The sequence below is a fragment of the Microbacterium sp. p3-SID336 genome (genome assembly GCF_025143365.1).
Classification (GTDB): domain Bacteria; phylum Actinomycetota; class Actinomycetes; order Actinomycetales; family Microbacteriaceae; genus Microbacterium.
On record NZ_JALXPE010000054.1, the window covers coordinates 1 to 25727 of the forward strand.

Annotated in this window: 25 protein-coding genes; 14 read left to right on the forward strand and 11 right to left on the reverse strand. The window is 70.2% G+C overall.

Annotated elements, in window-relative coordinates:
* Window positions 1-143 precede the first annotated feature (143 nt).
* The 5 genes from M3C17_RS14725 to M3C17_RS14745 form a co-directional block, all read right to left on the reverse strand.
* Entirely contained in the window at window positions 144-1088 is a 945-nt protein-coding gene (locus M3C17_RS14725; RefSeq protein ID WP_259978669.1) for a dihydrodipicolinate synthase family protein, read from the reverse strand.
* A 16-nt stretch (window positions 1089-1104) separates the two neighbouring features.
* Window positions 1105-1905, reverse strand: a complete 801-nt coding sequence (locus tag M3C17_RS14730; RefSeq protein ID WP_259978670.1) for an ABC transporter ATP-binding protein — start codon at window positions 1903-1905, stop codon at window positions 1105-1107.
* Window positions 1902-3953, reverse strand: coding sequence for a dipeptide/oligopeptide/nickel ABC transporter permease/ATP-binding protein (locus M3C17_RS14735; RefSeq protein ID WP_259978671.1), 2052 nt, complete (start codon window positions 3951-3953; stop codon window positions 1902-1904). The genes M3C17_RS14730 and M3C17_RS14735 overlap by 4 nt, the downstream gene beginning before the upstream one ends.
* 1 nt (window position 3954) lies before the next feature.
* Window positions 3955-4911 (reverse strand): ABC transporter permease, encoded by a 957-nt coding sequence (locus M3C17_RS14740; protein WP_259978672.1) that lies wholly within the window; start codon window positions 4909-4911, stop codon window positions 3955-3957.
* Window positions 4912-4984: 73 nt separating this feature from the next.
* Complete coding sequence (locus tag M3C17_RS14745) at window positions 4985-6583, reverse strand: ABC transporter substrate-binding protein (protein ID WP_259978673.1); 1599 nt, start codon at window positions 6581-6583, stop codon at window positions 4985-4987.
* A gap of 126 nt (window positions 6584-6709) precedes the next feature.
* Between M3C17_RS14745 and M3C17_RS14750 the strand changes: the two genes are divergently transcribed.
* From M3C17_RS14750 to M3C17_RS14775, 6 genes are all read left to right on the forward strand, one after another.
* Window positions 6710-7432, forward strand: a complete 723-nt coding sequence (locus M3C17_RS14750; RefSeq protein WP_259978674.1) for a FadR/GntR family transcriptional regulator — start codon at window positions 6710-6712, stop codon at window positions 7430-7432.
* Between the two features lie 49 nt (window positions 7433-7481).
* The gene (locus M3C17_RS14755; protein WP_259978675.1) at window positions 7482-8399 is read left to right on the forward strand and encodes a DUF808 domain-containing protein; all 918 of its coding nucleotides are present in this window, start codon (window positions 7482-7484) and stop codon (window positions 8397-8399) included.
* A 69-nt stretch (window positions 8400-8468) separates the two neighbouring features.
* Window positions 8469-9686, forward strand: a complete 1218-nt coding sequence (locus M3C17_RS14760; RefSeq protein WP_259978676.1) for a hypothetical protein — start codon at window positions 8469-8471, stop codon at window positions 9684-9686.
* A 45-nt stretch (window positions 9687-9731) separates the two neighbouring features.
* Entirely contained in the window at window positions 9732-10259 is a 528-nt protein-coding gene (locus tag M3C17_RS14765) for a GNAT family N-acetyltransferase (RefSeq protein ID WP_259978677.1), read from the forward strand.
* Between the two features lie 3 nt (window positions 10260-10262).
* Window positions 10263-10970, forward strand: a complete 708-nt coding sequence (gene pnuC, locus M3C17_RS14770) for a nicotinamide riboside transporter PnuC (RefSeq protein ID WP_259978678.1) — start codon at window positions 10263-10265, stop codon at window positions 10968-10970.
* Between the two features lie 63 nt (window positions 10971-11033).
* Window positions 11034-12416: an LLM class flavin-dependent oxidoreductase gene (locus M3C17_RS14775; protein WP_259978679.1), complete on the forward strand. Its 1383-nt coding sequence runs from the start codon at window positions 11034-11036 to the stop codon at window positions 12414-12416.
* 9 nt (window positions 12417-12425) lie between these two features.
* Here M3C17_RS14775 and M3C17_RS14780 read toward each other — a convergent pair whose 3' ends face one another.
* Both M3C17_RS14780 and M3C17_RS14785 read right to left on the reverse strand, forming a co-directional pair.
* Entirely contained in the window at window positions 12426-12602 is a 177-nt protein-coding gene (locus tag M3C17_RS14780; protein ID WP_259978680.1) for a hypothetical protein, read from the reverse strand.
* A gap of 9 nt (window positions 12603-12611) precedes the next feature.
* Window positions 12612-13337, reverse strand: a complete 726-nt coding sequence (locus tag M3C17_RS14785; RefSeq protein WP_259978681.1) for a MerR family transcriptional regulator — start codon at window positions 13335-13337, stop codon at window positions 12612-12614.
* Between the two features lie 64 nt (window positions 13338-13401).
* On the opposite strand from M3C17_RS14785, the gene M3C17_RS14790 reads away from it, so the two are divergent.
* The 6 genes from M3C17_RS14790 (at window position 13402) to M3C17_RS14815 (ending at window position 17653) form a co-directional block, all read left to right on the forward strand.
* Window positions 13402-13842 (forward strand): DUF6194 family protein, encoded by a 441-nt coding sequence (locus M3C17_RS14790; RefSeq protein ID WP_259978682.1) that lies wholly within the window; start codon window positions 13402-13404, stop codon window positions 13840-13842.
* Between the two features lie 2 nt (window positions 13843-13844).
* Window positions 13845-14375 carry a putative immunity protein gene (locus tag M3C17_RS14795; RefSeq protein WP_259978683.1) on the forward strand — a complete coding sequence of 177 codons (531 nt, stop codon included), beginning with the start codon at window positions 13845-13847 and terminating at the stop codon, window positions 14373-14375.
* A 140-nt stretch (window positions 14376-14515) separates the two neighbouring features.
* Entirely contained in the window at window positions 14516-15193 is a 678-nt protein-coding gene (locus M3C17_RS14800; RefSeq protein ID WP_259978684.1) for a response regulator transcription factor, read from the forward strand.
* Window positions 15186-16520, forward strand: a complete 1335-nt coding sequence (locus M3C17_RS14805; protein ID WP_259978685.1) for a HAMP domain-containing histidine kinase — start codon at window positions 15186-15188, stop codon at window positions 16518-16520. The genes M3C17_RS14800 and M3C17_RS14805 overlap by 8 nt, the downstream gene beginning before the upstream one ends.
* Window positions 16521-16576: 56 nt before the next feature.
* On the forward strand, window positions 16577-17395 hold the full coding sequence (locus tag M3C17_RS14810) for a hypothetical protein (RefSeq protein WP_259978686.1): 819 nt from the start codon (window positions 16577-16579) through the stop codon (window positions 17393-17395).
* 30 nt (window positions 17396-17425) lie between these two features.
* Window positions 17426-17653, forward strand: a complete 228-nt coding sequence (locus M3C17_RS14815) for an RNA-binding S4 domain-containing protein (protein ID WP_259978687.1) — start codon at window positions 17426-17428, stop codon at window positions 17651-17653.
* 33 nt (window positions 17654-17686) lie between these two features.
* On the opposite strand, the gene M3C17_RS14820 is transcribed toward M3C17_RS14815, so the two are convergent.
* Complete coding sequence (locus M3C17_RS14820; protein ID WP_259978688.1) at window positions 17687-18151, reverse strand: hypothetical protein; 465 nt, start codon at window positions 18149-18151, stop codon at window positions 17687-17689.
* 92 nt (window positions 18152-18243) lie between these two features.
* Here M3C17_RS14820 and M3C17_RS14825 point away from each other — a divergent pair, with 92 nt between their 5' ends.
* Window positions 18244-18975: a helix-turn-helix domain-containing protein gene (locus M3C17_RS14825; RefSeq protein ID WP_259978689.1), complete on the forward strand. Its 732-nt coding sequence runs from the start codon at window positions 18244-18246 to the stop codon at window positions 18973-18975.
* On the opposite strand, the gene M3C17_RS14830 is transcribed toward M3C17_RS14825, so the two are convergent.
* On the reverse strand, window positions 18865-21219 hold the full coding sequence (locus M3C17_RS14830) for a metallophosphoesterase (protein WP_259978690.1): 2355 nt from the start codon (window positions 21217-21219) through the stop codon (window positions 18865-18867). The two genes, M3C17_RS14825 and M3C17_RS14830, sit on opposite strands and share 111 nt — an antisense overlap.
* Window positions 21220-21425: 206 nt before the next feature.
* On the opposite strand from M3C17_RS14830, the gene M3C17_RS14835 reads away from it, so the two are divergent.
* Entirely contained in the window at window positions 21426-22598 is a 1173-nt protein-coding gene (locus tag M3C17_RS14835; protein WP_259978691.1) for a YihY/virulence factor BrkB family protein, read from the forward strand.
* A gap of 97 nt (window positions 22599-22695) precedes the next feature.
* On the opposite strand, the gene M3C17_RS14840 is transcribed toward M3C17_RS14835, so the two are convergent.
* Both M3C17_RS14840 and M3C17_RS14845 read right to left on the reverse strand, forming a co-directional pair.
* Window positions 22696-23448, reverse strand: coding sequence for a LysM peptidoglycan-binding domain-containing protein (locus M3C17_RS14840; protein ID WP_259978692.1), 753 nt, complete (start codon window positions 23446-23448; stop codon window positions 22696-22698).
* Between the two features lie 478 nt (window positions 23449-23926).
* The gene (locus M3C17_RS14845; protein WP_259978693.1) at window positions 23927-25249 is read right to left on the reverse strand and encodes a hypothetical protein; all 1323 of its coding nucleotides are present in this window, start codon (window positions 25247-25249) and stop codon (window positions 23927-23929) included.
* Between the last annotated feature and the right edge of the window lie 478 nt (window positions 25250-25727).

Consider the following 25727-nt stretch of genomic DNA (forward strand, 5'->3'; position numbering starts at 1 on the left):
CGGCCCCCCCCCCCCCCGGGGGGGGGCCCCCCCCCCCGGGGGGCCCGCCGCCACCTCGGTGCGCAGCACCGTGCCGGGGCGGTCGACCAGCGCCGCGGCGGTCTTGGTGCCGCCGATGTCGACCGCGAGGACGACCTCGGCCATCAGACCGCGACCGGCAGCAGCCCGAGCTCGTCGAGGATGCCGCGGATGCGGGCGACCGCGTCGGCGTCGAGCGCCTGCACCGTGTCCGCCATGGTCGCGTGGTCGATGATGCCGCGAGCGTGCATGGCCGCCTTGAAGGCGCCGACCCCGGTCGCATCGCCGGAGAGTCCGCGCGGCTGGAACACGATGTCGAACAGGCGGTTGATGCGCTCCTGCTCGGTGCGCGCGCCGGTCCAGTCGCCCTGCTGCGCGGCGTTCCACAGGCGCACGTAGCCCGCGGCCTCGACGTTCGCGAGACCGGGGACGACGCCGGCGGCGCCGACCAGGGCCATCGCGTCGACCACGACCTCGTGCCCGGTGAGCAGCTGCAGCGGACGCCCGGCGGCCTCGTTCGCCGCGACCAGGCGCCGGAAGGACACGTCGTCGCCCGAGGAGTCCTTCACCCCGTGGATCACGCCCTCCTGTCCGAGCTGCACGAGCAGGTCGACGCCGAGCTTGGTGTGCACGCGCACGGGCACGTCGTAGGCCCACAGCGGCGCGTCGATCGCGGCGGCGATCGTGCGGAAGTGGTCGGCCACCTCGGCCGGCGAGTTCAGCGTGTACAGCGGCGCCGTCGTGACGATGGCCTGCGCGCCCGCCTCGACCAGCCGGCGGGCGGTCTCCACGATGCGCGGAGCGGTGAGCTCGATGGCCCCGGCGATGACGGGCACGCGCCCGGCGTTCGAGGAGACGATCGTGCGCAGCAGCTCGACGCGCTGGTCGTCGGTGAAGTAGGCGGTCTCGCCGGTGGAGCCGAGGGCGAAGAGGCCGGAGACGCCCTCGCCGATCAGTCGGTCGACGAGGCGCTCCAGGGAGGTGTGGTCGATCGTGCCGTCCGGGAGGAGCGGGGTGGCGACGGGCGGGACGACGCCCGAGAAGGAAGGGACGGGGGAGGCAGTGGACATGTGGGTTCCGGTCGTTTCAGTGGTGGGGTTCGAGCAGCGAGGGCGCGGCGCCCAGCAGCGTTCTGGTGTAGGGGTCGGCGGGGTCGTCGAAGACGCGGGCCGCGTCGCCGAACTCGACGACCCTGCCCTTGTTCATCACGGCGATCTCGTCGGAGAGGTAGCGGACGGTCTGGATGTCGTGCGAGATGAAGACCATGCCGAGTCCGAGCTGCTCCTTCAGGTCGGTGAGCAGGTTGAGGATCTGCGCGCGCACCGACACGTCGAGCGCCGAGGTGGGCTCGTCGGCCACGATGACCTGCGGGTCGAGCACGAGCGCCCTGGCGATCGCCACGCGCTGCCGCTGCCCTCCGGAGAGCTGACTGGGCAGGGCGTCCAGGGCGGAGGAGGGCAGCCCGACCAGCCCGACGAGGTCGCGCACCTTGCGGTCCCTGCTGGCGGGAGTGCCGAGGCGGTGCACCTGCAGGGGGTCGAGCAGGGCGTCGCGCACGGTCATCCGGGCGTTCAGCGCGGTCGCCGGGTCCTGGAACACGACCGAGAGGATGCGGCCGAGGCGTTTGCGCACCGCCGGGGTGAACGAGCGCACGGGCTCGCCGTCGAACACGACCTGCCCGCTCGTCGGCTTCTCCAACCCGATCAGGACCTTGGCCGAGGTGGACTTGCCCGACCCGGACTCGCCGACGATGCCGAGGGTGCGTCCGCGCCGCACGGTGAGGGACACCCCGTCGAGCGCGTCGACGTAGCGGGGGCGGAACAGGGACGACGCCCTGGTCTTGTAGCGGACGTGCACGTCCTGCAACTGGATCACGGGCTCGCTCATCGTCCTGCTCCGATCGCTTCGACGGGCGCATCGTCGGGATGCGCGGCGTAGGAGTGCTCCGTGCCCGCGATGTGGCGGCGGACGGGCTGGACGCCGACGTAGCGGGCGGGGTCGGACGAGCGCGGCGCGAACCGGTCGCCCGCAGGGAAGTCGCGCGGAGACGGCACCACGCCCGACACCTGATGCAGGCGGTCGGACCCGGCCTCGATCGACAGCACCGCGCCGAGAAGGCCCTGCGTGTACTCGTGCACGGGCTGGGACAGCACCTCACGCGTGGTGCCCTGCTCGACCACCTGCCCCGCGTACATCACGGTGATGCGGTGCGACAGCTCGGCGACGAGCGCCAGGTCGTGGGACACGAACACGAGCGCGAACCCGAGCTCCCGCTGCAGGCGCATCAGCAGCTCCACGACCTGCGCCTGCACCGTCACGTCGAGCGCCGTGGTGGGCTCGTCGGCGATCACGAGCCGGGGGTCGCGCGTCAGGGCCATCGCGATCAGCACGCGCTGCCGCTGACCGCCCGAGAGCTCGTGCGGGTAGGAGGCGAGCGTGCGCTGCGGGTCGAGGCCGACCAGCTCCAGCAGCTCCTCGGCCGTGCGGGTGCCGCCGCGCGAGGTGAGCTGCTTCATCTGCGAGCGGATCAGCATCGCGGGGTTCAGCGAGCTCAGCGCGTCCTGGTAGACCATCGCGATGTCGTGGCCGCGGAGGGCGTTGCGCTCCTTGGGTGCCATCTGCAGCAGGTCCTTCCCGTCGAACAGGATGCGTCCGCGGATGTCGGCCTTCGGATCGAGCAGCCCCATGATCGCGAGCGAGGTGATCGACTTGCCGCAGCCGGACTCGCCGACGAGCGACATGGTCTCGCCGGGGCGGACGGTGAAGCTGACGTGGTCGACCACGTTCACGTCGCCGTGCCGCGGGAACGAGATGCACAGGTCCTGCACCTCCAGCAGCGGCGCCGCGTCTCCCGTGTAGACCAGTCGGTCGGTGCGGGCGAGTTCGCGCGCCCGCAGCTCGGCGAGACGCTCGGCCAGGGGGACGGACTCGGCCGTCGGCACGAGCACGTCGGGCACGCCGCTGGGCACCGAGAGGTTCACGGACGTGTCGACGGTGGGGATGACGTGCGTGTCGTCGGGGGCGGCGGCGACCTCCAGCTCGTGCGTGGACTCCTCGGTGTTCGCGGCGTCCGCGGTGACCTTGCGTGCACGCGGGGACACCATGGCGTCGGTCATGCTCTCGGACAGGATGTTGAGGCACAGCACCGTGAGCATGATAAGGATTCCGGGGAAGAACGTGGCCCACCAGGCGCCGCTCATGAGCAGATTGCGGCCGGCGGCGATCACGTTGCCCCAGGACGGCTCGGGGTCGGGCACTCCGGCCTGCAGGAACGACAGCGACGCCTCGAACACGATCGCGTCGGCGACGAGCACGGTGGCGAACACGAGCACCGGGGCTATGGCGTTGCGGGCGACGTGCCGCACGATGATGCGCGGGGTGCCCGCGCCCATCACCCGCACGGCCGACACGTAGTCCTCGCCGTACTGGTCGAGGATGTTGGCGCGCACGATCCGGGTCAGCTGCGGAACGTAGAGGAACGCGATCGTCAGCACGAGCACGGGCAGCGACTTGCCGAACACGGCCACGAACACCGCGGCCAGGGCGATGCCGGGGAACGACATCACGACGTCCATGACCCGCATGAGGGTCTCGGAGATCCACTTGGGGGCGGTCGCGGCGATGGTCCCGAGCACGCAGGCGACCGCGAGGGCGACCAGAGTCGCACCGAGTCCGATCACGAGCGAGTACCGGGCGCCGTAGACGAGGCGCGAGAAGATGTCGCGGCCCTGCCGGTCCGTGCCGAACCAGTGCTCGCCGCTCGGCGGCTGCACGGGGGTGCCGGAGGCCAGCGGGTCGTAGGGCGAGATCAGCGGCGCCAGGATCGCGGCGAGCGCGATGAGCGCGAGCACCGCGATGCAGATGACCGAGCCGAGGGAGAGGCGGCCCCAGCGGAGGCCGGGGACGGAGAGCCGTTCCGTGAGTCTGCGTCGCATGTCACACCGCCCGGATTCGAGGATTGATGAGCACGTACAGGAGGTCGACGATGATGTTGATCACGACGAAGGCGAGAGCGACGGCCAGCGTCACGCCCTGCACGAGGTTGGGTTCGTTGTTGGTGACCCCGTTGAGGATCAGGGTGCCCATGCCGGGGATGGCGAAGATGATCTCGATCACCACGGCCCCGCCGAGCAGGTAGCCGATGCGCAGGCCCAGCACGGTGACGGGGGTGATCAGGGCGTTGCGCAGCACGTTGCGGCCGACGACGATCACCCGCGGGATGCCGGCGCCGAGCGCGGTGCGCACGTAGTCGCGGTCGAGCTCCTCCACCATCGAGGTGCGCACGACACGGGACAGCTGTCCGATCACGGGCACGGCGAGCGCGACGGCGGGGAGGGTCATCCGGGCGAGCCAGCCGGACGGGTCGGTCCAGAAGTCGGGCAGGGGCCCTGAGGCCGGCAGCACGCCCATGCTCAGCGTGAACACCTGGATGAGCAGGATCGCGAGCCAGAACGAGGGCGTGGAGAGGGCGGCGACGCCGAACACGCGGATGACCTGGTCGGGCCAGCGGTCGCGGTAGACGGCGGCCAGCACGCCGATCACGAACGCGACGATCACGGCGATGAGGAGTCCGAGGAAGGTCAGGGCGAGCGTGACGGGGAAGGCGCGGGCCACCTCATCGATCACGGGCAGGCTGCGGGCGGAGTAAGTGCCCAGGTCGCCCTGCACGAGGCCGAACAGGAAGTTCACGTAGCGCACGAACAGCGGAAGGTTCAGTCCGTGGTCTTCGCGGTAGGCCTCCAGCGCCTCGGGGGACGCGGTCTCGCCGAGCGCCGTGCGGGCCGGATCGACGGGCGAGAACGACATCACGAAGAAGACCAGGAACGTGATGCCGAGGATCATCAGCGGCAGCTGCAGCAGCCGCCGGCCGATGAGGCGGAGCGTGTTGGACACGTGCCGCTCCTTCCGGGTGGGGTGGGGGGTGCGCCCTTCGGGTGGGCGCACCCCCGCGGGGGTGGGGCAGGGGCTACTTCGCCGCCACGCCGACGTCGAGGAACGACAGGCCGGTGGTGGGGACGGGCTGGAAGCCGACCAGCTCCTGGCTGCTCCAGGCGGTGGGCAGCTTGCGGTGGAACAGCGGGTAGAGGACGGCCTGGTCGGAGATCAGGTCGAACGCCTGGTTCCAGGTGTCCTGCTGCGCGTCGCCCTCCTCGGTGACGGCGGTGTCGAGCAGCGTGCGCAGCTCGGCGTACTCGGGCGAATCGGCCCAGGCGGTGCGGGTCTGGGTCCAGACGTTCTCGCCGTACCACCAGTTCATGAGCAGGTCGGGGTCGACGCCGAACACGGACGGGTCACCGGGGGCGATGGCGACCGTGTAGTCGCCGGAGTCGATCTTCTCGTACATGGAGGCCGACTGGCTGATGTCGAGCGTGGTGTCGATGCCGATCGCGTCGAGCGACTCCTTGATGAGAGGGGCCACCTCCTTCACCCAGCCGGTGTCGGTCATGCGCAGGGTGATGGCGAGGTCGCCGACGCCCGCCTCCTCCAGCAGCTCCTTGGCCTTCTCCGGGTCGTAGGAGTAGACGGTGGACGCCTCGTGATAGTTCGGGTAGTCCTCGGGGAGGAACGAGGTGGCGGGGGTGGCGTTGCCGAGCATGCCCGTCTCGATGATGGTGTCCATGTCGAGCGCGTAGTGCAGCGCCTGCCGCACGCGCACGTCGTCGAACGGCGCAGCCTTGGTGTTGAACATCATGAACAGCAGGCCGAAGGACTGCACGCTCTCCACGTCGGCGGAGGCGGCGAGCGCGTCGGCGTCGATGTAGGGCACGTCCTCGATGGCCTGCACGGTTCCGGTCGACATCGCGGTCACGCGGGCGGAGGCGTCGGCGAGCAGGTTCCAGTTCATGCCGGCGGCGAGCGCGGGGCGCGGGCCGTTGTAGTCGTCGTACCGTTCGAAGACGAGCTTGTCCTCCGGGACGGCGGAGACGAGCGCGTACGGGCCGGAGCCGATCGGGTTGGCGCCGAAGCCCTCGGGGTCGGCCTCGACCGCGGCCTTCGGGACGATCTTCACGACGCCGAGGCGGTCGTCGATCAGCGAGAACGGGTAGTCGGTCGTGATCCGGACGGTGTCCTCGTCGACGGCCGTGACGGTGTCGATGAAGTCGACGAAGGAGCGGAACAGCGAGTTGTTCGCGGGGTCGAGCACGCGCTCGTAGCTGAACACGACGTCGTCGGCCGTGACGGGGTCGCCGTTCTGGAACGTGGCCCCTTCACGGAGGTCGACCTCGTAGGTGGTGTCGTCGACCTTGGTCGGGAAGTCGGCGGCGAGGGCGGGGGCGGCTTCCTGCGTGACCGGGTCGAGGTCGACGAGCCCCTCGAAGATGTGCCAGTTGGCGGAGACGGTGACGGCGCCCGAGGCGACCATCGGATCGAAGCTGCCGTTGAGGGTGTAGGAGATGCCGGCCTCGATGATGCCGTCGGGGTCGACCTCGCTCGCGGCGGGGCTCTCGTCCGGCGCGCTCGCGGCGCCGCCGCCGCAGCCGGCGAGGGCGATGGACGCGGCGACCGTGCCGGCGACCGCCATCGCGAATCGACCCGCGCGGCGGCGGGTGATGTGTCGGTTCATGTGTGCTCCAGGTGGTGGGGGGACATCTTGAGGACATCTGATGTCTGATGTACTCTAAACACAGGTTCGACCGGATCACAAGAGTGAGATGATCGGAGCGTTTTCGTCAGGCACGAGAGGGGCCCCATGAAGTCCACCACGGGGAGGGCAGCGCGCATGCGTCGTGCCACGACGGCGGACCAGATCAAGCAGCTCATCCTCACGCGCGGGCTCACCCCCGGGGACCCGCTGCCCACGGAAGCCGAGCTGTGCGAGGAGCTCGACGTGTCGCGCTCCTCCGTGCGCGAGGCCATCCGCACGCTGTCCACGCTCGACATCGTCGACGTGCGCCACGGTCATGGCACCTATGTGGGCCCGATGTCCCTGGACCCGATGGTGGAGGCGCTCGTCTTCCGCGGCGTGCTGTCGCCCGAGGGCTCCCTGCAGGCACTGCGCGAAGTCGTGGAGGTGCGTCTGGCGCTCGACCTCTCGATGGCCGAGCGCATCGTGGCGGCGGCGCAGGAGCAGGAGGACCCGCAGCTCGACGAGCTCGTGGCCGAGATGGTCGACAAGGCGTCGCGCGGCGAGTACTTCCTCGACGAGGACCGGGCCTTCCACACCCGGCTGTTCGGCGCGATCGACAACCGCCTGGTCGGGCAGCTCGTCGGCGCGTTCTGGGACGTGCACACCGCGGTGCTCCCGCAGCTGGGCATCGCGCAGCCCGACGACATCCATCGGACGGCGAAGGCGCACGGCGACATGCTGGCGGCAGCGCGCGCCGGGGACGTGGAGCGCTACCGTCAGGCCGTGATCGAGCACTATCAGCCGCTGCAGCGCGTGCTCGCCACCGCCGAGGAAGCGCGGGCCTGACCCCGCCGAGTCGGTAGTCTGACTTTCCACCCACGGAAAGAGGACCCGCATGTCCGTTGGACTGCTCGCCGTCGTCGACGACATCCTGAGCGCCGCGATGAAGGCGTCGGCGAAGGCCGCAGGCGTCGTGATCGACGACGCCGCCGTGACTCCGCAGTACGTGCAGGGCATCACCCCGGCCCGCGAGCTCCCCGTCGTCGGGAAGATCGCCCTCGGGTCGCTGGTCAACAAGTTCGTCATCATCATCCCGATCGCGCTGCTGCTCACCGCGTTCGCGCCGTGGGTGCTGCCGTACCTGCTGATCCTCGGCGGCTCCTACCTCTGCTTCGAAGGGGCGGAGAAAGTCCTCGAGTGGTTCGGCGTGCAGCACGGCCACGCCGACGAGGGCGCGCGGGACGAGAAGAAGCTCGTGCTCGGCGCCATCCGCACGGATCTCATCCTGTCCACCGAGATCATGCTCATCTCGCTCGCCAGCCTCGACACGGGCCTCGACATCTGGTCGACGCTCGCGATCCTCGCCGTGATCGCGCTGCTCATGACCGTGGCCGTGTACGGCGTCGTCGCGCTGCTCGTGAAGATCGACGACGTCGGCCTGAAGGTGGCCAAGAATCCGGTGAAGCGCGTGCGTCACACCGGCACCAGGATCGTGCGGTCGATGCCGGCGGTGTTCCGCTTCATCAGCGTGCTCGGCACGGTCGCGATGCTGTGGGTCGGCGGCCACCTGGTGCTGGTCAACCTCGGCGAGGTGGGTCTGCACGCCACGACCGATCTGCTGCACGGCGTCGAGCACGCGCTGGAACCGCTGGGCGGCGTCGTGGTGTGGGTCGTGGACACCCTCATCTCGGCGATCGCCGGTCTCGTCTGGGGCCTCGTGATCGTCGGAGCCGTCCTCGGCATCGCGAAGCTGTTCGGCAAGAAGCCGAGCTTCCACGAGGGCGAGGAGTCCCCCGCGGACGTGCACGTCTGACCCCGTCCCGGGGCTCACCGGCCGCGGAGCCTGCACTGGGCTTCCAGGGTGAAATGTTAGATTTCATCCGTGCGTCCCCTCCGCTCTGCCCGCCTTCGCGCGCCCGCCGACGCTGATCAGTGGTTCCGGCTGGAAGGCCTTCCGACCTTCGTCCCCTGGCGGCGGTGGTTCCGCGGGATAGCCCGACGTGCCGCACCGCTCATCGTGGCGATCGGGGTCTTCCGGACGCTCGTCGGAGACGGCATCGACACCCTCACGGACGTAGGAGCCCTGTTCGATCATGGCGGGGACGACAGAATCATCGCGATCGCGCTCATGAGCGTCGCCGCCTTCGCGATCCTGCTGGCCTGGGCGCTGTACGCGGCGACGCGCTACGCCATCCGCCACCTCTCCACCGGCCCCGGAACGGTGTTCGCGACCGCGGCGATCCTCCTGGCGGGCGCCGACGCCGCCCTCGGCGGCACCTACCCAGGCGATGCCGCCCTGTCGATCTGCCAAGCCGTGTTCATCGTCGTCGGCTGCATTCTGTTCGTCGCGCTCGGCGGTGCAGCACTCCTGGCCTGGGCAGCGCGCCTCTCCCTGCGCAATCTCTTCGCGGTCGGGCACATGGCCACGATCGCGCTGCCAGTGATCCTGATGCTTGTGCTGTTCTCCTTCTTCGCCGCCGAGATCTGGCAGATGGGGACCTTGCTGAACCGGAACTCGCTGCTGCTGCTGTCCCTGGTCGTCGCGACCCTCACAACCCTCATCGTGCTGCGGGTCAGCGCGATCGAACTGAGGGCAGGGGCGACCGCATTGACGGCCGATGAACGCAACGCCCTTCTCCGGGGAACCCCGGCCGAGGATCGAGGATCCGATGTCGACACCGGAGCCGCCGGACTGCACGCCGCACAACGCATCAACATGCTGCTCGCGATCGCGCTCGCCCAGCTCATCCAGGCCGCGATCTTCGTCTTCCTGATCGCCGGGCTGCTGATCGTCATCGGCGCCATCACGGTGCCGTCCGATCTGGTGCAGACGTGGATCGGCGGCGGGGAGAACCCGCCCAAACTCCATGTGGAGCCCGTGGTCATCCAGGGGCTCCCCCTGCCGCTGACGTTGAACCTGCTGAAGTCCGCGGCGCTGCTGGCGGTGGTCTCGGCTCTCCCCTTCGTGTTCTCCACGGTCAGCGAGACCCGGTACCGCGAGGCGTTCTTCGAGCCGATCGTGGCCGACATGCGCCGGGCGATCCTGGTCCGCGCCGCGCTCCGCGACACCCAGCAGTCGGGGCCGCCCGCGTCCTGCTAGCGTCGGCGATGCGCACCCGAAGCGCAGATGCAGGAGAGCCCGCCGATGACCGCCGTGCACATCAGGGATGCCGAGGACTCCGACCTCGACGCGATCACCGCGATCCACAACCACGCCGTGGTGCACACCACCGCGATCTGGAACGAGGAGGCCGTCGACCGCGCCGACCGCGCCGCGTGGCTCGCCGATCGCACCGCACGCGGCTACCCCGTGCTCGTCGCGGTCGACGGTGCCGACGTGCTCGGCTATGCGTCGTACGCGCAGTGGCGCCCGCACAGCGGCTACCGCCTCACGGTCGAGCACTCGGTGTACGTGCGCGGAGACCAGCGCGGACGCGGCATCGGCCGCACCCTCATGCGCGCTCTCATCGACCGTGCACGCGCCGCAGGGCTGCACGTCATGATCGGCGGGGTCGAGAGCGGCAACACGGCCTCCATCGCCCTGCACGAGCGGCTCGGGTTCGCTGAGGTCGGACGCATGCCGCAGGTCGGCGCGAAGTTCGGCCGCTGGCTCGACCTCAGCATGCTGCAGCTCGTGCTCGACGACCGTCCCACACCCGACGCGGCGCTCTGAGCCATGGACGTGCTGCAGTGGCTCGTCGACGTGTTCTCTTCGCAGTGGACGCTCCCCGGCGGTCAGACGCTCCTCGTGCGCGAGGTCGTGGGCAACGCGTTCGGGCTCGCGAGCGCGCTCGGCGGCATGCGCCGGAAGGTGTGGGCGTGGCCGGTCGGCATCGTGGGCAATCTGCTGCTGCTCACCGTGTTCCTCGGCTCGGTCCTGAGTCCTGACCCCTCCCTTCCGCACCTGCTCGGACAGGCCGGCCGACAGGTCATGTTCATCGCCGTCGCCGTCTACGGTTGGGTGCGCTGGCGGAACGCGGAAGGCGGGCGCGTGGTGCCGCGGTGGGCTCCGACCAGCGCCCGCGTCGGCATTGTGTTGGTGATGATCGTCGGCACCGTAGCGCTGACGCCCCTGTTCCGCGCGCTCGGCTCGTGGGAGCCGGTGTGGGCCGACGCCTGGACATTCGTCGGCTCGCTGCTGGCGACGTACGGCATGGCGAAGGGCTGGACCGAGTTCTGGCTCATCTGGATCGCGGTCGACGTGGTGGGCGTGCCGCTGCTGTTCAGCTCCGGCTACTACGCCACGGGCCTGATGTACGTCTTCTACGGCATCTTCACTGCGGTCGGCTTCGTCATCTGGTGGCGCGCGCAGCGGCGCGAGGCGGCGCCGATCGAGATCCTCCCGCCCGATCCGAGCCCCCGTCGCCCCGACGACCCGGCCTGAGAATGTTTCGGCCCGTGTCGGCGGTGCTCGACGCCGGGCTTGCGGTCCTCTTTCATGGGTCGCATGACCCGACAGATCCGCTTCAACGCCTTCGACATGAACTGCGTCGCCCACCAGTCGTCCGGGCTGTGGCGGCATCCCGACGACCGCTCGCGGCAGTACAACACGATCTCCTACTGGACGGAGCTCGCGACGCTGCTGGAGAGCGCCACGTTCGACGGCATCTTCATCGCCGACGTGCTCGGCACCTACGACGTCTACGGCGGCACCAACGAGGCCGCGATCCGCAACGGCGCCCAGGTTCCCGTCAACGACCCGATCCTGCTCGTGAGCGCCATGGCCGCCGTCACGGAGCACCTCGGCTTCGGCATCACCGCCGGCACAGCGTTCGAGCACCCCTATCCGTTCGCCCGACGCCTGAGCACGCTCGACCATCTCACGCAGGGTCGGATCGGCTGGAACGTGGTGACCGGGTACCTCCCCAGTGCCGCGCGCAACATGGGCCAGCACGATCAGCTCGCGCACGACGACCGCTACGACCACGCCGACGAGTACGTCGAGGTGCTGTACAAGCTGTGGGAGGGCTCGTGGGAGGACGACGCCGTGATCGAGGACCGCGAGCGCGGCATCTTCACCGACCCGTCCAAGGTGCACCCGATCCGTCACGAGGGTACGCACTTCAGCGTGCCCGGCATCCACATCTCCGAGCCCTCGCCGCAGCGCACGCCCGTCATCTACCAGGCGGGCGCCAGCCCGAGGGGTGTGCGGTTCGCGGCCGAGAACGCCGAGGCGATCTTCGTCGCCGCCCCCTCGAAGGAGGTGCTGGCCGGCACGGTGAAGCGGATCCGCGATGCCCTGGAGGCGGCCGGTCGCGACCGTTACGACGCCCGCATCTACACGCTCCTGACCGTCATCACCGCGGCCACGAGCGAGGAGGCCACCGCGAAGCACGCGGAGTACCTGTCGTACGCGAGCCCGGAGGGGGCGCTCACGTTCATGTCAGGGTGGATGGGCGTCGACCTGTCCCAGTATGGCGAGGACGAGCCGGTCGGCAACGTGGAGTCGAACGCGATCCAGTCCGTGCTGCAGCACCTGAGGGAGGAGGCCGACCTCGGCCGCGAATGGACGGTCGGGGACTTCGGTCGGCACAATGCGATCGGTGGGCTCGGCCCGACGATCGTGGGCTCAGGGGAGGAGATCGCGGATGAGCTGCAGTCCTGGGTGGACGCGACCGACATCGACGGCTTCAACCTGGCCTATGCCGTGACGCCCGGCACGTGGCAGGACGTGATCGAGCACGTGATCCCCGTGCTGCGAAAGCGCGGCGCGTACCCCGAGGAGTACACGCCGGGGACGCTGCGCCACAAGCTGCACGGGCGCGGCGACCGGGTGCAGGACACGCACCGCGCTGCGCGCTACCGGGTGGGTGCACCCGCGAGGGCATGAGCGGACACGTCAGTCGGCGTCGCGGCTGAACAGGTTGCGCAGGACGAGGAAGACCACCACGGCGACGACGGCGACGATCGCGAGCTTCGCGATGAACCACAGGACCGAGAACAGCGCGCTCACGATCCACCACGCGATCACGATCGCGAGGATGACGCCGAGGACGGTCCAGATGTTCTTGGTCATGCCTCCAGCCTACGAGGCTCCGACCTCAGCGGCGGTCGTCAGCAGCTCGTGCAGGTGACCGGCGGCGCCCAGCAGGGCGACACTGCGGCGCGTGAGGTCCGCGAGCCGGGCGGAGAGGATCTGCTCGACCTCGCCGGTGCCGCCGTGTGCGCGCAGCTGCTCGAGGACGCGCGCGATCGCCGGGATGCCGTAACCGCCCGCGCGCAGTGCCGCAGACACCCGGGCCTCGGTGATCGCGGAGGCGCCGTACGTCCGTGCCGTCGACGCGTGGCGGTCCGGGCGCACGAGTCCCTCGCTCTCCCAGTGCCGGAGGGCGGACGGACGCACGCCGAGGGCGTCTGCGAGCTCGCCGATCGTCATCGCGTCCTCCGACGCGAACACATCGCCCGCCTCCGCCATCGCGACGCCGAGTCCGCGCAGCGCCTCCTTCACCCGACGTCGTTCCGCGGCCAGCTCGGCATGCATCAGGTCGACGCGCTCGGCCGCCTCGTCCACCGGCGCCAGGATCAGGGCCGGCATCAGCCGCCGCGCCGGCACCGGCCCGAGCGCCAGCGCGAGGGCCCGGTACGCCCGCAGTGCGGCCTCGTGCCGGCAGGTGTAGCGGCGGTACCCGTTCGCCGCCCGGGCGGCGGCGGGGATCACGCCCAGCGCCTCCAGGTCGCGCACCTGCTGCGCCGAGTACCCGACCCTACGGCCGAGAGCGGCCGTGCTGAGTGACCCGTCTGGAGGGTTCATGCCATGGATCCCCTCTGTCCCGGGAGTGAAGTCTCAATAAGCACTGCAACCCGATCATTGAAGCATGGACATGCATCAGATCATCGATCACGTGCGAGCACTCGACGGCGCCCTCGCGGTCACGCCGCAGCCGGGAGGCGAGTTCCCCGAGCTGTCCTGGGGTGACGCGTACTTCTTCCACGCCCCGGACGGGCGGATGCCGGAGCGCACGCAGCCCTTCGGCACGATCATCACCAAGGACTACCCCGACGACACGAGCTCGGGGCTGGATGCGACGGGGCGCTTCCGGGTGAACATCCACGTGGGCCGCGAACGCGCCGAGGCCCTGGTCCCGGTCGAGCCCGACCCCACCGCGGCCGACGTGTTCCGCCTCCATCCGCTCTACGGCGACGCCGGGTGGGTCTGCGTGATCGCGCCCGCGGAGCGCACCGGCTCCCTCGTGCTGGAGCTCCTCGGCACGGCGCACGCCGAGGCGCGGGCGAGGGCCGAGCGGCGGAGGCGGTGACCGTGGGCACCGTGCAGGGCATGACCGAGGCCGAGCGCCGGACGGTCGCCGCGTGGGCGGCCGACTGCGCCGAGCGGGTGCTTCCGCTGTTCGAGGCGGAGGCACCGGAGGACCCGCGCGCCCGGGACGCGGTCGACCGCGCGCGGGCGTTCGCGCGGGGCGAGCTCACGGCGGCGGAGGAGATCCGGCGACGCTTCGTCGCCGGTCGGGCCGCGGCGAGCGCACGCACCCCGGCAGGTCGCGCTGCGGCACGCTCCGCCGCGCAGGCCGCGGGGGTCGCGCACATGGGGGCGCACGCCCTGGGTGCGGCGGCCTACGCCGCCGTCGCCACGGCGCTGGCTCGGGGCGACGATCAGGGGGCCGCGGATGCCGAGGTGCGCTGGCAGCTCTCGCAGCTCACCCCCGAGGCCACCGCCGCGCTGCGACGGCTGCCGCCGCTGGGCGCCGACACCGCCGGCCCGCTCGGACCGGGACTGCTCGCGCGCGGGGCTCTGGGCGACGTCATCCGCTCGCTGCAGTCCGGTCTCGACTGACCTCCGACCTGTCTCCGACCGGCTGAGTTCCTTCCCCTCCCGCCCCCTTCTCCCGCCCCCTTCGGTCGATCCCGCTGGCCGCACCGCCGCATCGCGGCCGCTTCAGCCCGGATTCAGCGGGGAGCCGCCACACTGGGGGGATGCGGATCCTGGTGGTGGACGACGAGGTGCGTCTGGCCGAGGGCGTGCGTCGGGGGCTGGAGGCCGAGGGCTTCGCCGTCGACGTGGCGCACAACGGCGTCGACGGCCTCTGGCGCGCCAGGGAGACCCGGTACGACGCGATCGTGCTCGACCTGATGATGCCCGGGATGAGCGGGTGGAAGGTGTGCGAGGCCCTGCGCGCGGAGGAGAACTGGACGCCCGTGCTGATGCTCACGGCCAAGGATGGCGAGTGGGACCAGGTGGAGGCCCTGGAGAGCGGTGCGGACGACTACGTCACCAAGCCGTTCTCGTTCGCGATCCTCGTCGCACGACTGCGGGCGCTCGTGCGCCGGGGCGCCGTGGCGCGGCCCACCGTGCTGGAGGCGGGCGATCTGCGGCTCGACCCCGCAGGTCACCACGTGTGGCGCGGTGACACCCCGATCACGCTGACGGCGCGGGAGTTCGCGGTGCTCGAACACCTCATGCGGCACCGCGGCCAGGTGCTGTCGAAGCGCGAGCTCATCGAGGGCGTCTGGGACGATGACTTCGACGGCGACCCGAACATCGTCGAGGTCTACGTGGGCCACCTGCGACGCAAGCTCGACAAGCCCTTCGGTCGCGCGGCCATCGAGACGATCCGCGGCGCGGGCTACCGGCTGGCGGCGGACGGTGGCTAGGCGCGTCTGGCGCTCGGTGCGCGGCAGGACCACGCTCGGCGCGACGCTCGTGGTGGCGGTCGCGCTGCTCGTCGGCGCGCTCTCCTTCTACGGCGTGCTGAGCACCAGCATCCACGCCGCCACCGAGCGGTCGGCGGAGCAGCGCCTCGGCGAGCTCGCGCAGCGGTTGGAGGGACCGGGGCGACCGGGGCCGGATCAGCTCGACGACGACCTCGTGCAGCTGCTCGGACCGGACGGATCCGTGCGGCGCGCGAGCGAGGAGGCCGTGGACGCGCTGGGCTCCACTCCCCTTCCTGTCGACGACGACCCGCGGGTGGTGCGGGTGGACGGGGAGCCGATGCTCGTCGTGGCGGAGGACGTGGAGGGCGACCAGACCCTCGTACTGGCGGTGTCGATGGAGGATGACGCGGAGACCCTCGCCACGGTCGCGACCCTCCTCGCCGTCGCGGTTCCGGCGCTGCTCGCGCTGGTCGCGCTCACCACCTGGCTGGTGACGGGGCGGGCGCTGCGCCCGGTCACGCGCATCCGGGAGGAGGTCGACGGCATCACCGCCGAGCGCCTCGACCGCCGGGTGCCGGTCCCGGACACGGGCGATGAGGTGGCGTCCCTCGCCTTCACCATGAACGGCATGCTCGACCGGCTGGACGCGGCGGCGACGGCGCAGCGCCGCTTCGTGTCCGACGCCTCGCACGAGCTGCGCTCTCCCCTGGCCACCATCCGCCAGCACGCCGAGCTGGCGCAGGCTCACCCCGAGGTCACGACCATCGGCGAGCTCGCGGAGGTCGTCTCGGAAGAGGGCCTGCGCCTGCAGGGCATCGTGGAGTCGCTGCTGCTCCTGGCCCGACTCGACGAGGGCGTCACGGGCCACACCGAGGCGGTCGACCTCGACGACATCGCGCTGTCCGAGGCACGCCGCCTCCGCGCCGCGGATCTCGACGTCGACGGTTCCGGCATCGGCGCCGCCCGGGTCCGGGGGGATGCACGGCTGCTCGCACAGCTCGTCCGCAACCTCGCGGACAACGCGGCACGGCACAGCCGCGGTCGGGTCGCGCTCGGTGTCGCGGAGACGCGGGGGCGGGTGGTCCTCACCGTGGAGGACGACGGGACAGGGGTGCCGGCGGCCGAACGAGAGCGGATCTTCGAGCGCTTCGTACGGCTCGACGAGGCGCGCAGCCGGGACGCCGGCGGCAGCGGGCTCGGTCTGGCGATCGCGCGGAGCATCGCGGCGGCGGCGCACGGCAGTGTGACGGTGGACGAGTCGCGCTGGGGCGGCGCCCGGTTCGTCGTGACGCTGCCGTCCGCGGCGGAGCCCGTGACCGGTTCCTGAACGGATCTTCAGGACGCTTCAGGAGGGCTTCAGCGCCTCCGCGGGACGATCGATGCATGGACGACAAGACCCCTGACCAGAACGCGACCCCCGACCAGAACCCGACCCCCGGCGCGACCCCGGACGCCGTCCCCACGACGCCCTTCTCCTCTGCCACCGCCGGTTCCGCACCGCAGGCCGCCCCGCACACGGTCGCGTCCGAGCCGGTCGCCCCGGCCGCGAAGCCCGGCCGCAAGCGTGCGCTCCTCATCGGCGGCGGCATCGCGGCTGCCGTGCTGCTCGCAGGCGGCGGCGTGGCGGTCGGCGCGGCGATCGCCGACGAGTTCGGCGACGACGACCGCCCGGGCGTCGAGGGCCCGCGGCACGACGACCACGACGACGACCACGGACCGCGCGACGATCACCGCACGGACGACCACGACCACCGCCCCGCCGGAGCCCACGGTCCTGTGACGGGCATCGGCACCGACTCGGCCGATGAGCTGCTCGACATCGCGGAGGCTGCGCGCGGTGCCGCCGAGGGCGACGTGACCTCGATCGACGCCAAGCGCGACGGCACCTGGGAGGTGCAGCTCACGACGACCGCGGGCGATGAGACCGAGGTGCGGGTGGACGAGGACCTCACCGCGACCGTCGTCTCGACCGACCCCGCGGACGGCGACGACACCGGACCCGCGCTCACGCTCGACGACCAGACCATCCGCGCGCTGGTCGAGGCCGCGCTCGCCGAGGCCGACGGGATGATCACCGACCTCGACGTCGATGCCGACGACGTGAGCCCGTACGACGCCTCCGTCCTCACGACCGACAACCGCTCGGTCGACATCGAGTTCGACGCGTCGTTCGCCGTGGTCGGCACCGACCTCGACGACTGATCGGGCCCTGTCGCCGGATAGCATCGAGGCATGACCCACTCGGACCCGATCGACGAGGTGTCCATCGGCGGCGACGTCATCCGCCTCGGACAGTTCCTCAAGTTCGCCGGCCTGCTCGACTCGGGCGGTGACGCCAAGGAGGTCATCATCGACGGCTACGTCACCGTGAACGGCGAGGTCGATCGCCGACGCGGTCGTCAGCTGCACGACGGCGACGTCGTGGCCTTCGAGGGCCGGGCGGTGCGCGTCCGGCCCTGAGCCGGCCCCGGAGCCGTCAGTCGGACGGAGCCGTCAGTCGGACGGCGACGGCGACGGCAGAACCGATCGCACGGTCACCACGATCAGCGCCACCAGCAGCGCCACCATGGTCAGATCCGCCGCGATGTACGCATAGTGCGCCCAGTCGGTCCCCGGCGCGGCGGAGCCAGCGATCACGAGGTCGCTGCGGCGATTGAGCACCGGCCGGATCACCGCCACCTCCACCAGGAACACGACCCACAGCGCTCCCAGCAGCGCCGCGGTCGTGCGCCCCGCCTTCGCGCGCGCCGACACCACGGTCAGCACGAGCAGCACGACTCCGGTCAGCACGTTCAGCGCGGTGAAGACGAGCCGCCCGATCCCGAGTCCGAGCGGGATCGTGATGCCCGGTGCGAGGAACTTGAGCGGGGCCTCCAGGAAGGAGATCGCGACGATCGCACCGAGCAGGAAGGCGGGCAGCAGCAGCCGCAGCGCTGTCGTGGTCCGCCCGCCGGTCATCCGTCCAGGCTAGCCACACGCCCGGGGCGACCCCGCGGGAAAGGCCGTGCAAATCAGCCCGCTCACTGACGCATCGTCGCATAATGGGTAACATGCCACGTCCTGTCGACGCCTATCGCGGTCTCGCCCAGTCGAGCCGCCTCCGCGTGCTCGATGCCCTGATGGATGCACCGGGGATCGGCCTGTCCGAGCTCTCGGAGCTGACCGGCCTGCACGTCAACACCCTCCGCGATCACCTGCGCGTGCTGGAGAGCGAGGGGCATGTGTGCTCCGAGGTCGAGCGGACGGGTCGTCGCGGCCGGCCGCGGCTGCGGTTCGCGCTCGTGACGGCGGCCGACCGCAACGAGGTCGCGGAGCGTCACCTGCGCGACGCGATCCGCCACGGCGACCTGATGCGGGCCATCCTGCCGGCGACGGAGTCCGCGCTGCCGGCGGATGCGACGCATCAGCTCGACGCGCTGCACCATCATCTGAGCGAGGTGGGGCTGCAGCCGGAGATCGACGAGGAGGCGCTGACCATCGAACTGGAGCCGTGCCGCTTCCACGCGCTGCTCGCCGAGGACGGCGCGATCGCCTGCCGGGTGCACGAGCAGCTGCTGCGATCGGTGCTGGAGCGCGCGGGTGGTCCGATCGTGGTCGACCGGGTGCTGCCGTTCACGACGGAGCACACCTGCCTCGTGCACCTCGCGCTGCGGGACGCCGCTCCCGCCGCGTCAGGGCAGGGTCTTGCCGTCGAGCGTCGCGAGGAACGAGACGCCGGGCGTGGACCGGTAGTTGAGGTGGGTCGACGCCGCGATGACGTTGGTCCCAGGGCGCAGGGCTGACGTCGGGATCGGGATCACGAGCGGCGTGGCTGCCGCGGTCGCCGTGCTCGGCGCTGCTGTCGCGTAGGTCGTCGAGCTCAGGGCGGAGGTCGGCAGTCGCAGCCGCCCCACCTCCACGCCGTTGACGGTGATCATGACCCCGTCGTCCGCACGCGCCGTGAGCACCAGGTCCGACAGCTGGGACGGGTCGCCGACCGTGAACGTGGCCCGGAACAGCATGCTGATCGGGCGCTGCGTGGTCGGCGGCGGCACGTCCACCACCGTCGTCACTCCTCCCCCGAAGCCGAGCGGGGCGGCTCCCTGCCCCCAGGTCGTGTCGTCGAACCCGACGCCCGTCCACCCCGTCGGCCAGGCACCGGCGGCGTAGCGGAACCGCCAGCTGCTGTCGCTGCGCACGAGGGTGACCGGTACCGGCGTGGCGACCGGAGGCGTGGTGACGGACACGGTCGTCGCGGGCGAGCGCGCACCGTCCGAACCGATCGCGACCACCGCATACGACACCGCACTCCCCGCCGGCGCCGCGGCGTCCGTCACCACTCCCGACGCGCCCGTGCCGGTGAGCGTCGTCATCCCCGTTCGTGTCACCTCGACGCCGGTCACCGGTCCCCCCGGCCCGGGTGACCAGGCGATGTCCACGCTCGTCGGAGAGGTCGCCGTGGCCGAAGCAACCGGGGCGCCCGGCGGATCCTCCGGCGGCTCCGTGCTCGCGCGGCGCCCGGTCATCACGAGGTCGAACGTGCTGTCCGCCGTGCCCCGGTAGTTCACGTGGGCGGAGGCGGCGATCACGTTCGTGCCCTCCTGCAGCAGGCCAGCCGGAACCGCGAACACGGCGGGCTCCGCGGTCGCGGCGCTCGTGGAGCGCACGGCGTCCGCATAGGTCGCGCTCGTCGGGGTCGCGGATTGCAGATGCGAGGTGCCGAGCAGCGTCCCGTTCACCCACACCGCGACGCCGTCGTCGGCCCGCGTGGTCACGGTCACTCCGGAGAGTTCCTCCACGTCGGTCAGAGAGAGGGTGTGCCGGAAGATCATGGCCCGCGCCCTGTTCGTGGTGGGCGGGCCCAGGTCGATCGCGGTGACCGCGCCTGTGCCCCAACCGAGCGGGGCCCTCCCCGCGCCCCACCCGGAGTCGTCGAAGCCTGCGGTCGTCCACCCCGCCGGCCAGGCCTGTGTCGAATTGCGGTACTTCCAGGTGGAGCCGCCGGCGAGCAGCACCTCGTCGGTCCCGGGCGCGAGGTCCACCGGGAGGGTGAACCGGCTCCCGGCATCGGTCTCGTACTGCTGCAGCGTCGGCGAGTACGTGTAGGCGTCGACGGTCCCCGCCGCCGGATCGAACGTGTAGTACCGCAGCCAGCCGTTGCCGCCGTTCGCGCGGCTCTGGTAGTTGGACAGGATCTGGTGCACGGGCGTGCCGCAGGCGTTCGCGTCGGTGCGCCGTGCTTCGCCGATGTCGCCATCGTGCCAGTGGCCGTTCACGACCATGAAGATGGAGCAGTTCTTCGACACGAAGTCGTTCCACAGGGTCACTGCCGACACCGGGGTCACGTCCGTCCGGATCACGTGCGTGGCGCGTGTGCCGCCGGTGTTGATGAAGCCGTGCGTCGCCAGGATCACTTTGCGGTCGGGGTGCGCGTCGAGCACGCGCTGCGCCCAGCTGAGCGTGTAGGCGGGCGACTCGAACTCCAGGCTGAGCAGCAGCAGGTCCGTGTCGCCCACCGTCAGGAGGCTGTAGCTGTCCTTGTTCTTGCGGTCGATGCCGTCCGGGCCGAACTGGTTCTGCCCCAGGTAGCCGCCGTAGGACACGGTGGCGCTGTTCCAGGAGGCGCCCGCGTAGCGACTCGGCGGGAAGTAGGCGTCGTAGGTGCTCGACTGGCCGGTGGTGATGTCCAGGTCGTGGTTGCCCGGGAGCACCGAGTTCGGCACGCCCGCGTCGTCGAGCGTCTTCATGTACCGGCTCGCGCGCTCCCAGTGGTTCACGTTCGGCCAGGACTCGACGAGGTCGCCGACCTGGATCACGAACTTCGTGTTCAGCTGCGCCCGTGTGTCGACGATCCACTGGGTCTGTGCGCCCATCGTCTGCTCGTACGTGCTGGAGGCGGTGTACCCCTGGGTGTCGGGCAGGACGACGATCGTGAACGTCTCGTCGGCGGCGGTCGCGGCCGCGACGGGCACCAGGGCGCCGACCGCCATCGCGATCGCCCCGACCACCGCGAGTGCACGTCGGCGTGCACGCGTCAGAATCCCCATGTCGAACCCCAGTCCACTTCGACTGGCTCCGTCCTACACCCGCCGAGGGGCGCTCCACAAGGGCATGCGCTGTCGCGCTGGCCCCGCGACTGTCGCACAGCATCCCCCGCGGTTCCCTCGCGCGCAACCCCCGTGCCTCACGCTCTTCGTCGCCGTAAGACGGTATCCCCGCGAGCACCGCTCGCCACCGTCGCCGAGGAGGAGCCATGTCGAAGTCAGCCGACCGGAATGGATCGACGTCGCCGCCTTCGCCCGAGCACGAGGACAAGCCGGACAACCCGACCGATCTGCAGAAGCGGTCGTGGAAGTACGTGCTGGTCAAGAGCATCCGCGAGTTCTCCGCCGACCAGTGCATGGACGGCGCCGCCGCCCTCACCTACTACGCGGTGCTGTCGATCTTCCCCGGGATGATCGCGGTGTTCTCGCTGCTCGGGATCTTCGGCCAGGACGGCGCCGCCGCGGACGCGGTGCTCGGCATCATCGGCGACGTCGCCCCGAAGGAGACCGCGGAGGCGCTGCGTGGACCCATCGAGCAGATCTCGAAGGCGCCGGGCGCCGGTGTCGCACTCGTCTTCGGAATCCTGCTCGCGCTGTGGTCCGCCTCTGGATACGTCGGCGCGTTCAGCCGGGTGATGAACCGCATCTACGAGATCGAGGAGGGACGTCCGTTCTGGAAGCTCCGGCCCATGCAGCTGCTGGTCACGGTCATCACAGTGGTGTCGCTGACGATCGTGGGCATCGTGCTCGTACTCTCCGGCGACGTGGTCTCCGCGCTGGGGGATGCGATCGGCGCGAGCGAGGGCGTGCAGCTCGCGTGGAGCATCGCCAAGTGGCCGCTGCTGCTGTTCGTCGTCGTGTTCCTCGTGGCGGTGCTCTACTACGCGACGCCCAACGCCAAGCAGCCGAAGTTCCGCTGGATCAGCATGGGCGCCATCGTGGCGATCGTGGTGCTCGCGATCGCCACCCTCGGCTTCGTGCTCTACGTCACGACCTTCTCGAACTACGAGCGCACGTACGGCTCGATGGCGGGCATCATCGTGTTCCTGCTGTGGCTGTGGATCGCGAACCTCGCGCTGCTCTTCGGCGCCGAGTTCGACGCCGAGCTCGAACGCGGGCGACAGCTCCAGGCGGGCATCGCCGCCGAGCGCGACATCCAGCTCCCGCCGCGCGACACCCGCCAGAGCGACAAGCGGGAGGAGAAGGAGCGGAAGGACATCGAGGAGGGCCGCCGCATCCGCGTCGACAACGCCGACGATTCGGACGACCGGCGGACGGACGGCTCGCGCGGCGCGGCCCCGGCGGACGACCGCGGGCATGTCGGCGCCGCCGAGGACGGCACGACGCGCGGGGATTCGAGGAGGGACGCCGACCCGCGCTGAGCGATTCCGCCCGGACGCGTCATCCTGACGGCGCGGCCGGACGTCTCAGCCCGACGGCGCGGCCGGACGGCTCAGCCCGACGGCGCGGCCGGACGGCTCAGGGGAAGAGCTGCCGCAGCACGACCCAGTCCTCGGCGGCGAGGGCCTGCGTGACCACGGCCTGCACCTCCGGGGCGACGTCGGGGCCGAGGCGCTGCCACACGACGCGGGCGGCACCGAGGTCCCCCGCGGCGATGGCGTTGGAGAACTCGATGAACGTGTTGGCGTAGGGGATGGTCGAGGTGCCGGCCTCCGCGTTGAAAGGGCCGTACTGGTCGACCCACGGCAGCGCCGGGTCGGGGCGGAGGATCAGGACGTCACCCGGGTGCACGGTCATGTTCGCGACGTGGTTGTACAGCGCGATGGTGACGTAGTCGATGCAGAACCGCTGGCCGATCGCGATGAGGCTGTCACCCGGCATCACCGGGTAGGCCACGATCTCGCCGTCCGCGTCGAGGACGGGCTCCCCGCTCGCGAGCTCCATCGACCCCATCTCGACGAGCTCGCCGAGGAGCTTCGCGTGCGGCGCCCCGCCGTCCTCCGCCATGATGTTGATCATCGAGTTCGTGGTGCACTCGCCGGGGCCGCCTGCTGGCACGGACACGCCGTCGCCGAGATAGACCAGCCCATCCCCGTCCGGGTCGCTCGCGTCGGCGGGCTCCTCGGCGGCGACGGGAGCGGGCGCGGGTGCATGCGCGAAGCTCTCGGACGCCCCCGACATCGCGCCGATCGCGGCAGGAACTCCGACGGCCGCGAGACCGACCACGGCCGCACCCGCGACGACGGTGACGAGGAGACGGGTGCGGTTCATGTCGCCAGCATGGCAGTGCGCGACCGCGGGCGCCAACACGACGCGGGTTCGGGTGTTGGACGCGCGCCCGACCGGCGGACGGGAAGCGGAGCGTGCGTGAGAACGACGCGACCGGTCGCGTCGACCAAGTCGAGCAGGTCCTGACCGTTCGCCGCCTGCTGGTCGGAGCGCGGATCGTGTCGGCGAGGAAACCCGCCCGTCCGTATGCACAGCGTACGGGTGATCGTGCGAGCCCGTGATGCTTGCCATAACCGCGCGCGGTCGCCAAAGGGCTTAGCGACGTGCACGCGCTTGGTGCGGCGGAGAGCGTCGACCGCACGGAACCGAAGCGGCGAGCCCCCATGCCGTGATGGGCGGTTGAGGATCCCTTTCCGAGCGCTGCACTCACGTGTGACCATCACCGCGAAGAGCCACGCTCGCGACTCGAGTCGACGATCTGGAGGGGGCGCCCGACGCCTCGGCTGGCGCCGCCGATCCGTCAGGCGCGCGCGGCTCGCGCGATCAACGCACGCTGAGCGACAAGTCGCATCAGCTCCACGTCTGCTTGGAGGGAGTTGGCCTCCTTACTGGAGGGGAGCAGCACATCCTCGCTCTTGCCACCGCCGTCTTGCTTGGCGTGAACGATCCTGCACCGGATCCCGTAGATTCGGTCGGCAATCTGGTCACGCAAGTCCGCCGGGTTGTGATCGAGCTGAACCGTTCCGACCCCACGAATCGATTGGCTCTTCGAGCAGAAATGATCGACGTACTCTGGAGTCGACTCGAGGAACTCGCGAAGGTCGGCTTCGGAAACGATAGAGCGCAACGTTGCTCGCAACTGCTCGCGCTCCGCCATGCCACCTCGCGCAGCCGGCGCCGCGAGATTGATGAGGCGATTGAGGGCAGCGTCGTTCTGGGCATCGAATCCTGGGTGAAGTAGCTGGCTCTTGACAGAGTTCACGATCTGTTCGCGTGCAAAAAATGGGAAGAAGTACTCGACGCACTGGTAATAGGCCAAGTACTCCAAGAGCGGGAGCCCCGCCGCCGCTCGTCCGTACTGGTAGAGATCTAATGGTTGCGATGCATACTCGTTGCGGGGGAATCTCGGGCGGTGGTCAGGCTGTTCGTGGCGGCGCGGACGATTGCCCTGACGCCGCTTCCCTAGCTGGACGAACCGGTTGTAGACGACATCGAGGTCGAAGAGAAGCGCCTGCCCGTAGCGCTCGAGTGCTTCGACAGCAGTGTCGTGGTTCGAGGTCGCCACGCCGCTGAGTTTCAGCGTCACCGCTCGCCCGAAGAACATCTCGAAGTCAGCGGAGGCCGGCGAAATGTCGATGCGTACGCCATCTTGTTCTACAACTAGCCGCCAGTCAGTCGAAGGCTCCCTCCGAGCGCCTCCCGCAGCCTCCCCGCTGATCTCAGTCTCTGTCTCGCCGTCTGTCTCACCGCTCAGAATTTCCACTCCGGGCAGCTCTTGAAGGAAACTGGCGAGCCGGATGGAGGGACTAGCTCCGATGACCTGACACTCAATGATCCCTCTCGACTTGCTTACCGTTGCGGAGTAATCGGACAGCATGATGTAGTCCTCGAATCCCGATGCTAGGAACGCGTCGACGTCCCTTGGAAACACAGCGATGCTCCTGGTGGTTCGGCCGTTCGGCATAAGCAGGCGTAGATACGAGCGGGCTCGATCAGCGGGTAACCGCTCGAGCACGCGAGTTTCCGCTTCGATCCCGGCGCTCGCAGCCCGCTCAACCAGTTCCTTGAGCTTCGCTTCGTGGGCCGCGATCAAATCAGTCTCGACAACAGGAGGGTTAGTCACGATGAGAATATATCGGCCGCTCCCGCTGCGGCGCCCCTCCTATTTCGGTCACGCGCCAGGTACACCGACTGGCTTTCAAAGGCACCCCTTACCGAGCCGTGCGTTGGACAGGGAAATCGCCGGGCTTCGGCGCAACCGGCGATAGACCTGACGACCAAGCGGGCCCACCTCATCTTCGAACGTCCGTCAGTCGTGGATCAGGCAGAGCGCATGCGGATGCGGCAGGCACGGCGTACATCGTTGCCGGCACTCAGTCCGAGTTACGAGGAAGGGTAGGGTGCACTGTCAGCTTCGTGACCAACCTGTTCGCACCGCTTGCGCCGCTGGTCGTGAGCACGATCATCGGGCTCGTCGGGATAGGGGAGTCTGTCGTCGTATGCGCCGCCGTTGCCTTGGTCGCCGCGGCGTCGATGGCAGCGCCCAATGAGGGGCGCCCATCTGGGCCGGGACTCAAGTGAAATCGAAGACACGACCTAAT

Excerpts from the sequence above, each read along its gene's own strand:
- M3C17_RS14725 (WP_259978669.1), bottom strand. The coding sequence starts at position 1,088 with ATGTCCACTGCCTCCCCCGTCCCTTCCTTCTCGGGCGTCGTCCCGCCC.
- M3C17_RS14730 (WP_259978670.1), bottom strand. The coding sequence starts at position 1,905 with ATGAGCGAGCCCGTGATCCAGTTGCAGGACGTGCACGTCCGCTACAAG.
- M3C17_RS14735 (WP_259978671.1), bottom strand. The coding sequence starts at position 3,953 with ATGCGACGCAGACTCACGGAACGGCTCTCCGTCCCCGGCCTCCGCTGG.
- M3C17_RS14745 (WP_259978673.1), bottom strand. The coding sequence starts at position 6,583 with ATGAACCGACACATCACCCGCCGCCGCGCGGGTCGATTCGCGATGGCG.
- M3C17_RS14750 (WP_259978674.1), top strand. The coding sequence starts at position 6,710 with ATGAAGTCCACCACGGGGAGGGCAGCGCGCATGCGTCGTGCCACGACG.
- M3C17_RS14755 (WP_259978675.1), top strand. The coding sequence starts at position 7,482 with ATGTCCGTTGGACTGCTCGCCGTCGTCGACGACATCCTGAGCGCCGCG.
- M3C17_RS14765 (WP_259978677.1), top strand. The coding sequence starts at position 9,732 with ATGACCGCCGTGCACATCAGGGATGCCGAGGACTCCGACCTCGACGCG.
- pnuC (WP_259978678.1), top strand. The coding sequence starts at position 10,263 with ATGGACGTGCTGCAGTGGCTCGTCGACGTGTTCTCTTCGCAGTGGACG.
- M3C17_RS14775 (WP_259978679.1), top strand. The coding sequence starts at position 11,034 with ATGACCCGACAGATCCGCTTCAACGCCTTCGACATGAACTGCGTCGCC.
- M3C17_RS14780 (WP_259978680.1), bottom strand. The coding sequence starts at position 12,602 with ATGACCAAGAACATCTGGACCGTCCTCGGCGTCATCCTCGCGATCGTG.
- M3C17_RS14785 (WP_259978681.1), bottom strand. The coding sequence starts at position 13,337 with ATGAACCCTCCAGACGGGTCACTCAGCACGGCCGCTCTCGGCCGTAGG.
- M3C17_RS14790 (WP_259978682.1), top strand. The coding sequence starts at position 13,402 with ATGGACATGCATCAGATCATCGATCACGTGCGAGCACTCGACGGCGCC.
- M3C17_RS14800 (WP_259978684.1), top strand. The coding sequence starts at position 14,516 with ATGCGGATCCTGGTGGTGGACGACGAGGTGCGTCTGGCCGAGGGCGTG.
- M3C17_RS14810 (WP_259978686.1), top strand. The coding sequence starts at position 16,577 with ATGGACGACAAGACCCCTGACCAGAACGCGACCCCCGACCAGAACCCG.
- M3C17_RS14815 (WP_259978687.1), top strand. The coding sequence starts at position 17,426 with ATGACCCACTCGGACCCGATCGACGAGGTGTCCATCGGCGGCGACGTC.
- M3C17_RS14820 (WP_259978688.1), bottom strand. The coding sequence starts at position 18,151 with ATGACCGGCGGGCGGACCACGACAGCGCTGCGGCTGCTGCTGCCCGCC.
- M3C17_RS14825 (WP_259978689.1), top strand. The coding sequence starts at position 18,244 with ATGCCACGTCCTGTCGACGCCTATCGCGGTCTCGCCCAGTCGAGCCGC.
- M3C17_RS14830 (WP_259978690.1), bottom strand. The coding sequence starts at position 21,219 with ATGGGGATTCTGACGCGTGCACGCCGACGTGCACTCGCGGTGGTCGGG.
- M3C17_RS14835 (WP_259978691.1), top strand. The coding sequence starts at position 21,426 with ATGTCGAAGTCAGCCGACCGGAATGGATCGACGTCGCCGCCTTCGCCC.
- M3C17_RS14840 (WP_259978692.1), bottom strand. The coding sequence starts at position 23,448 with ATGAACCGCACCCGTCTCCTCGTCACCGTCGTCGCGGGTGCGGCCGTG.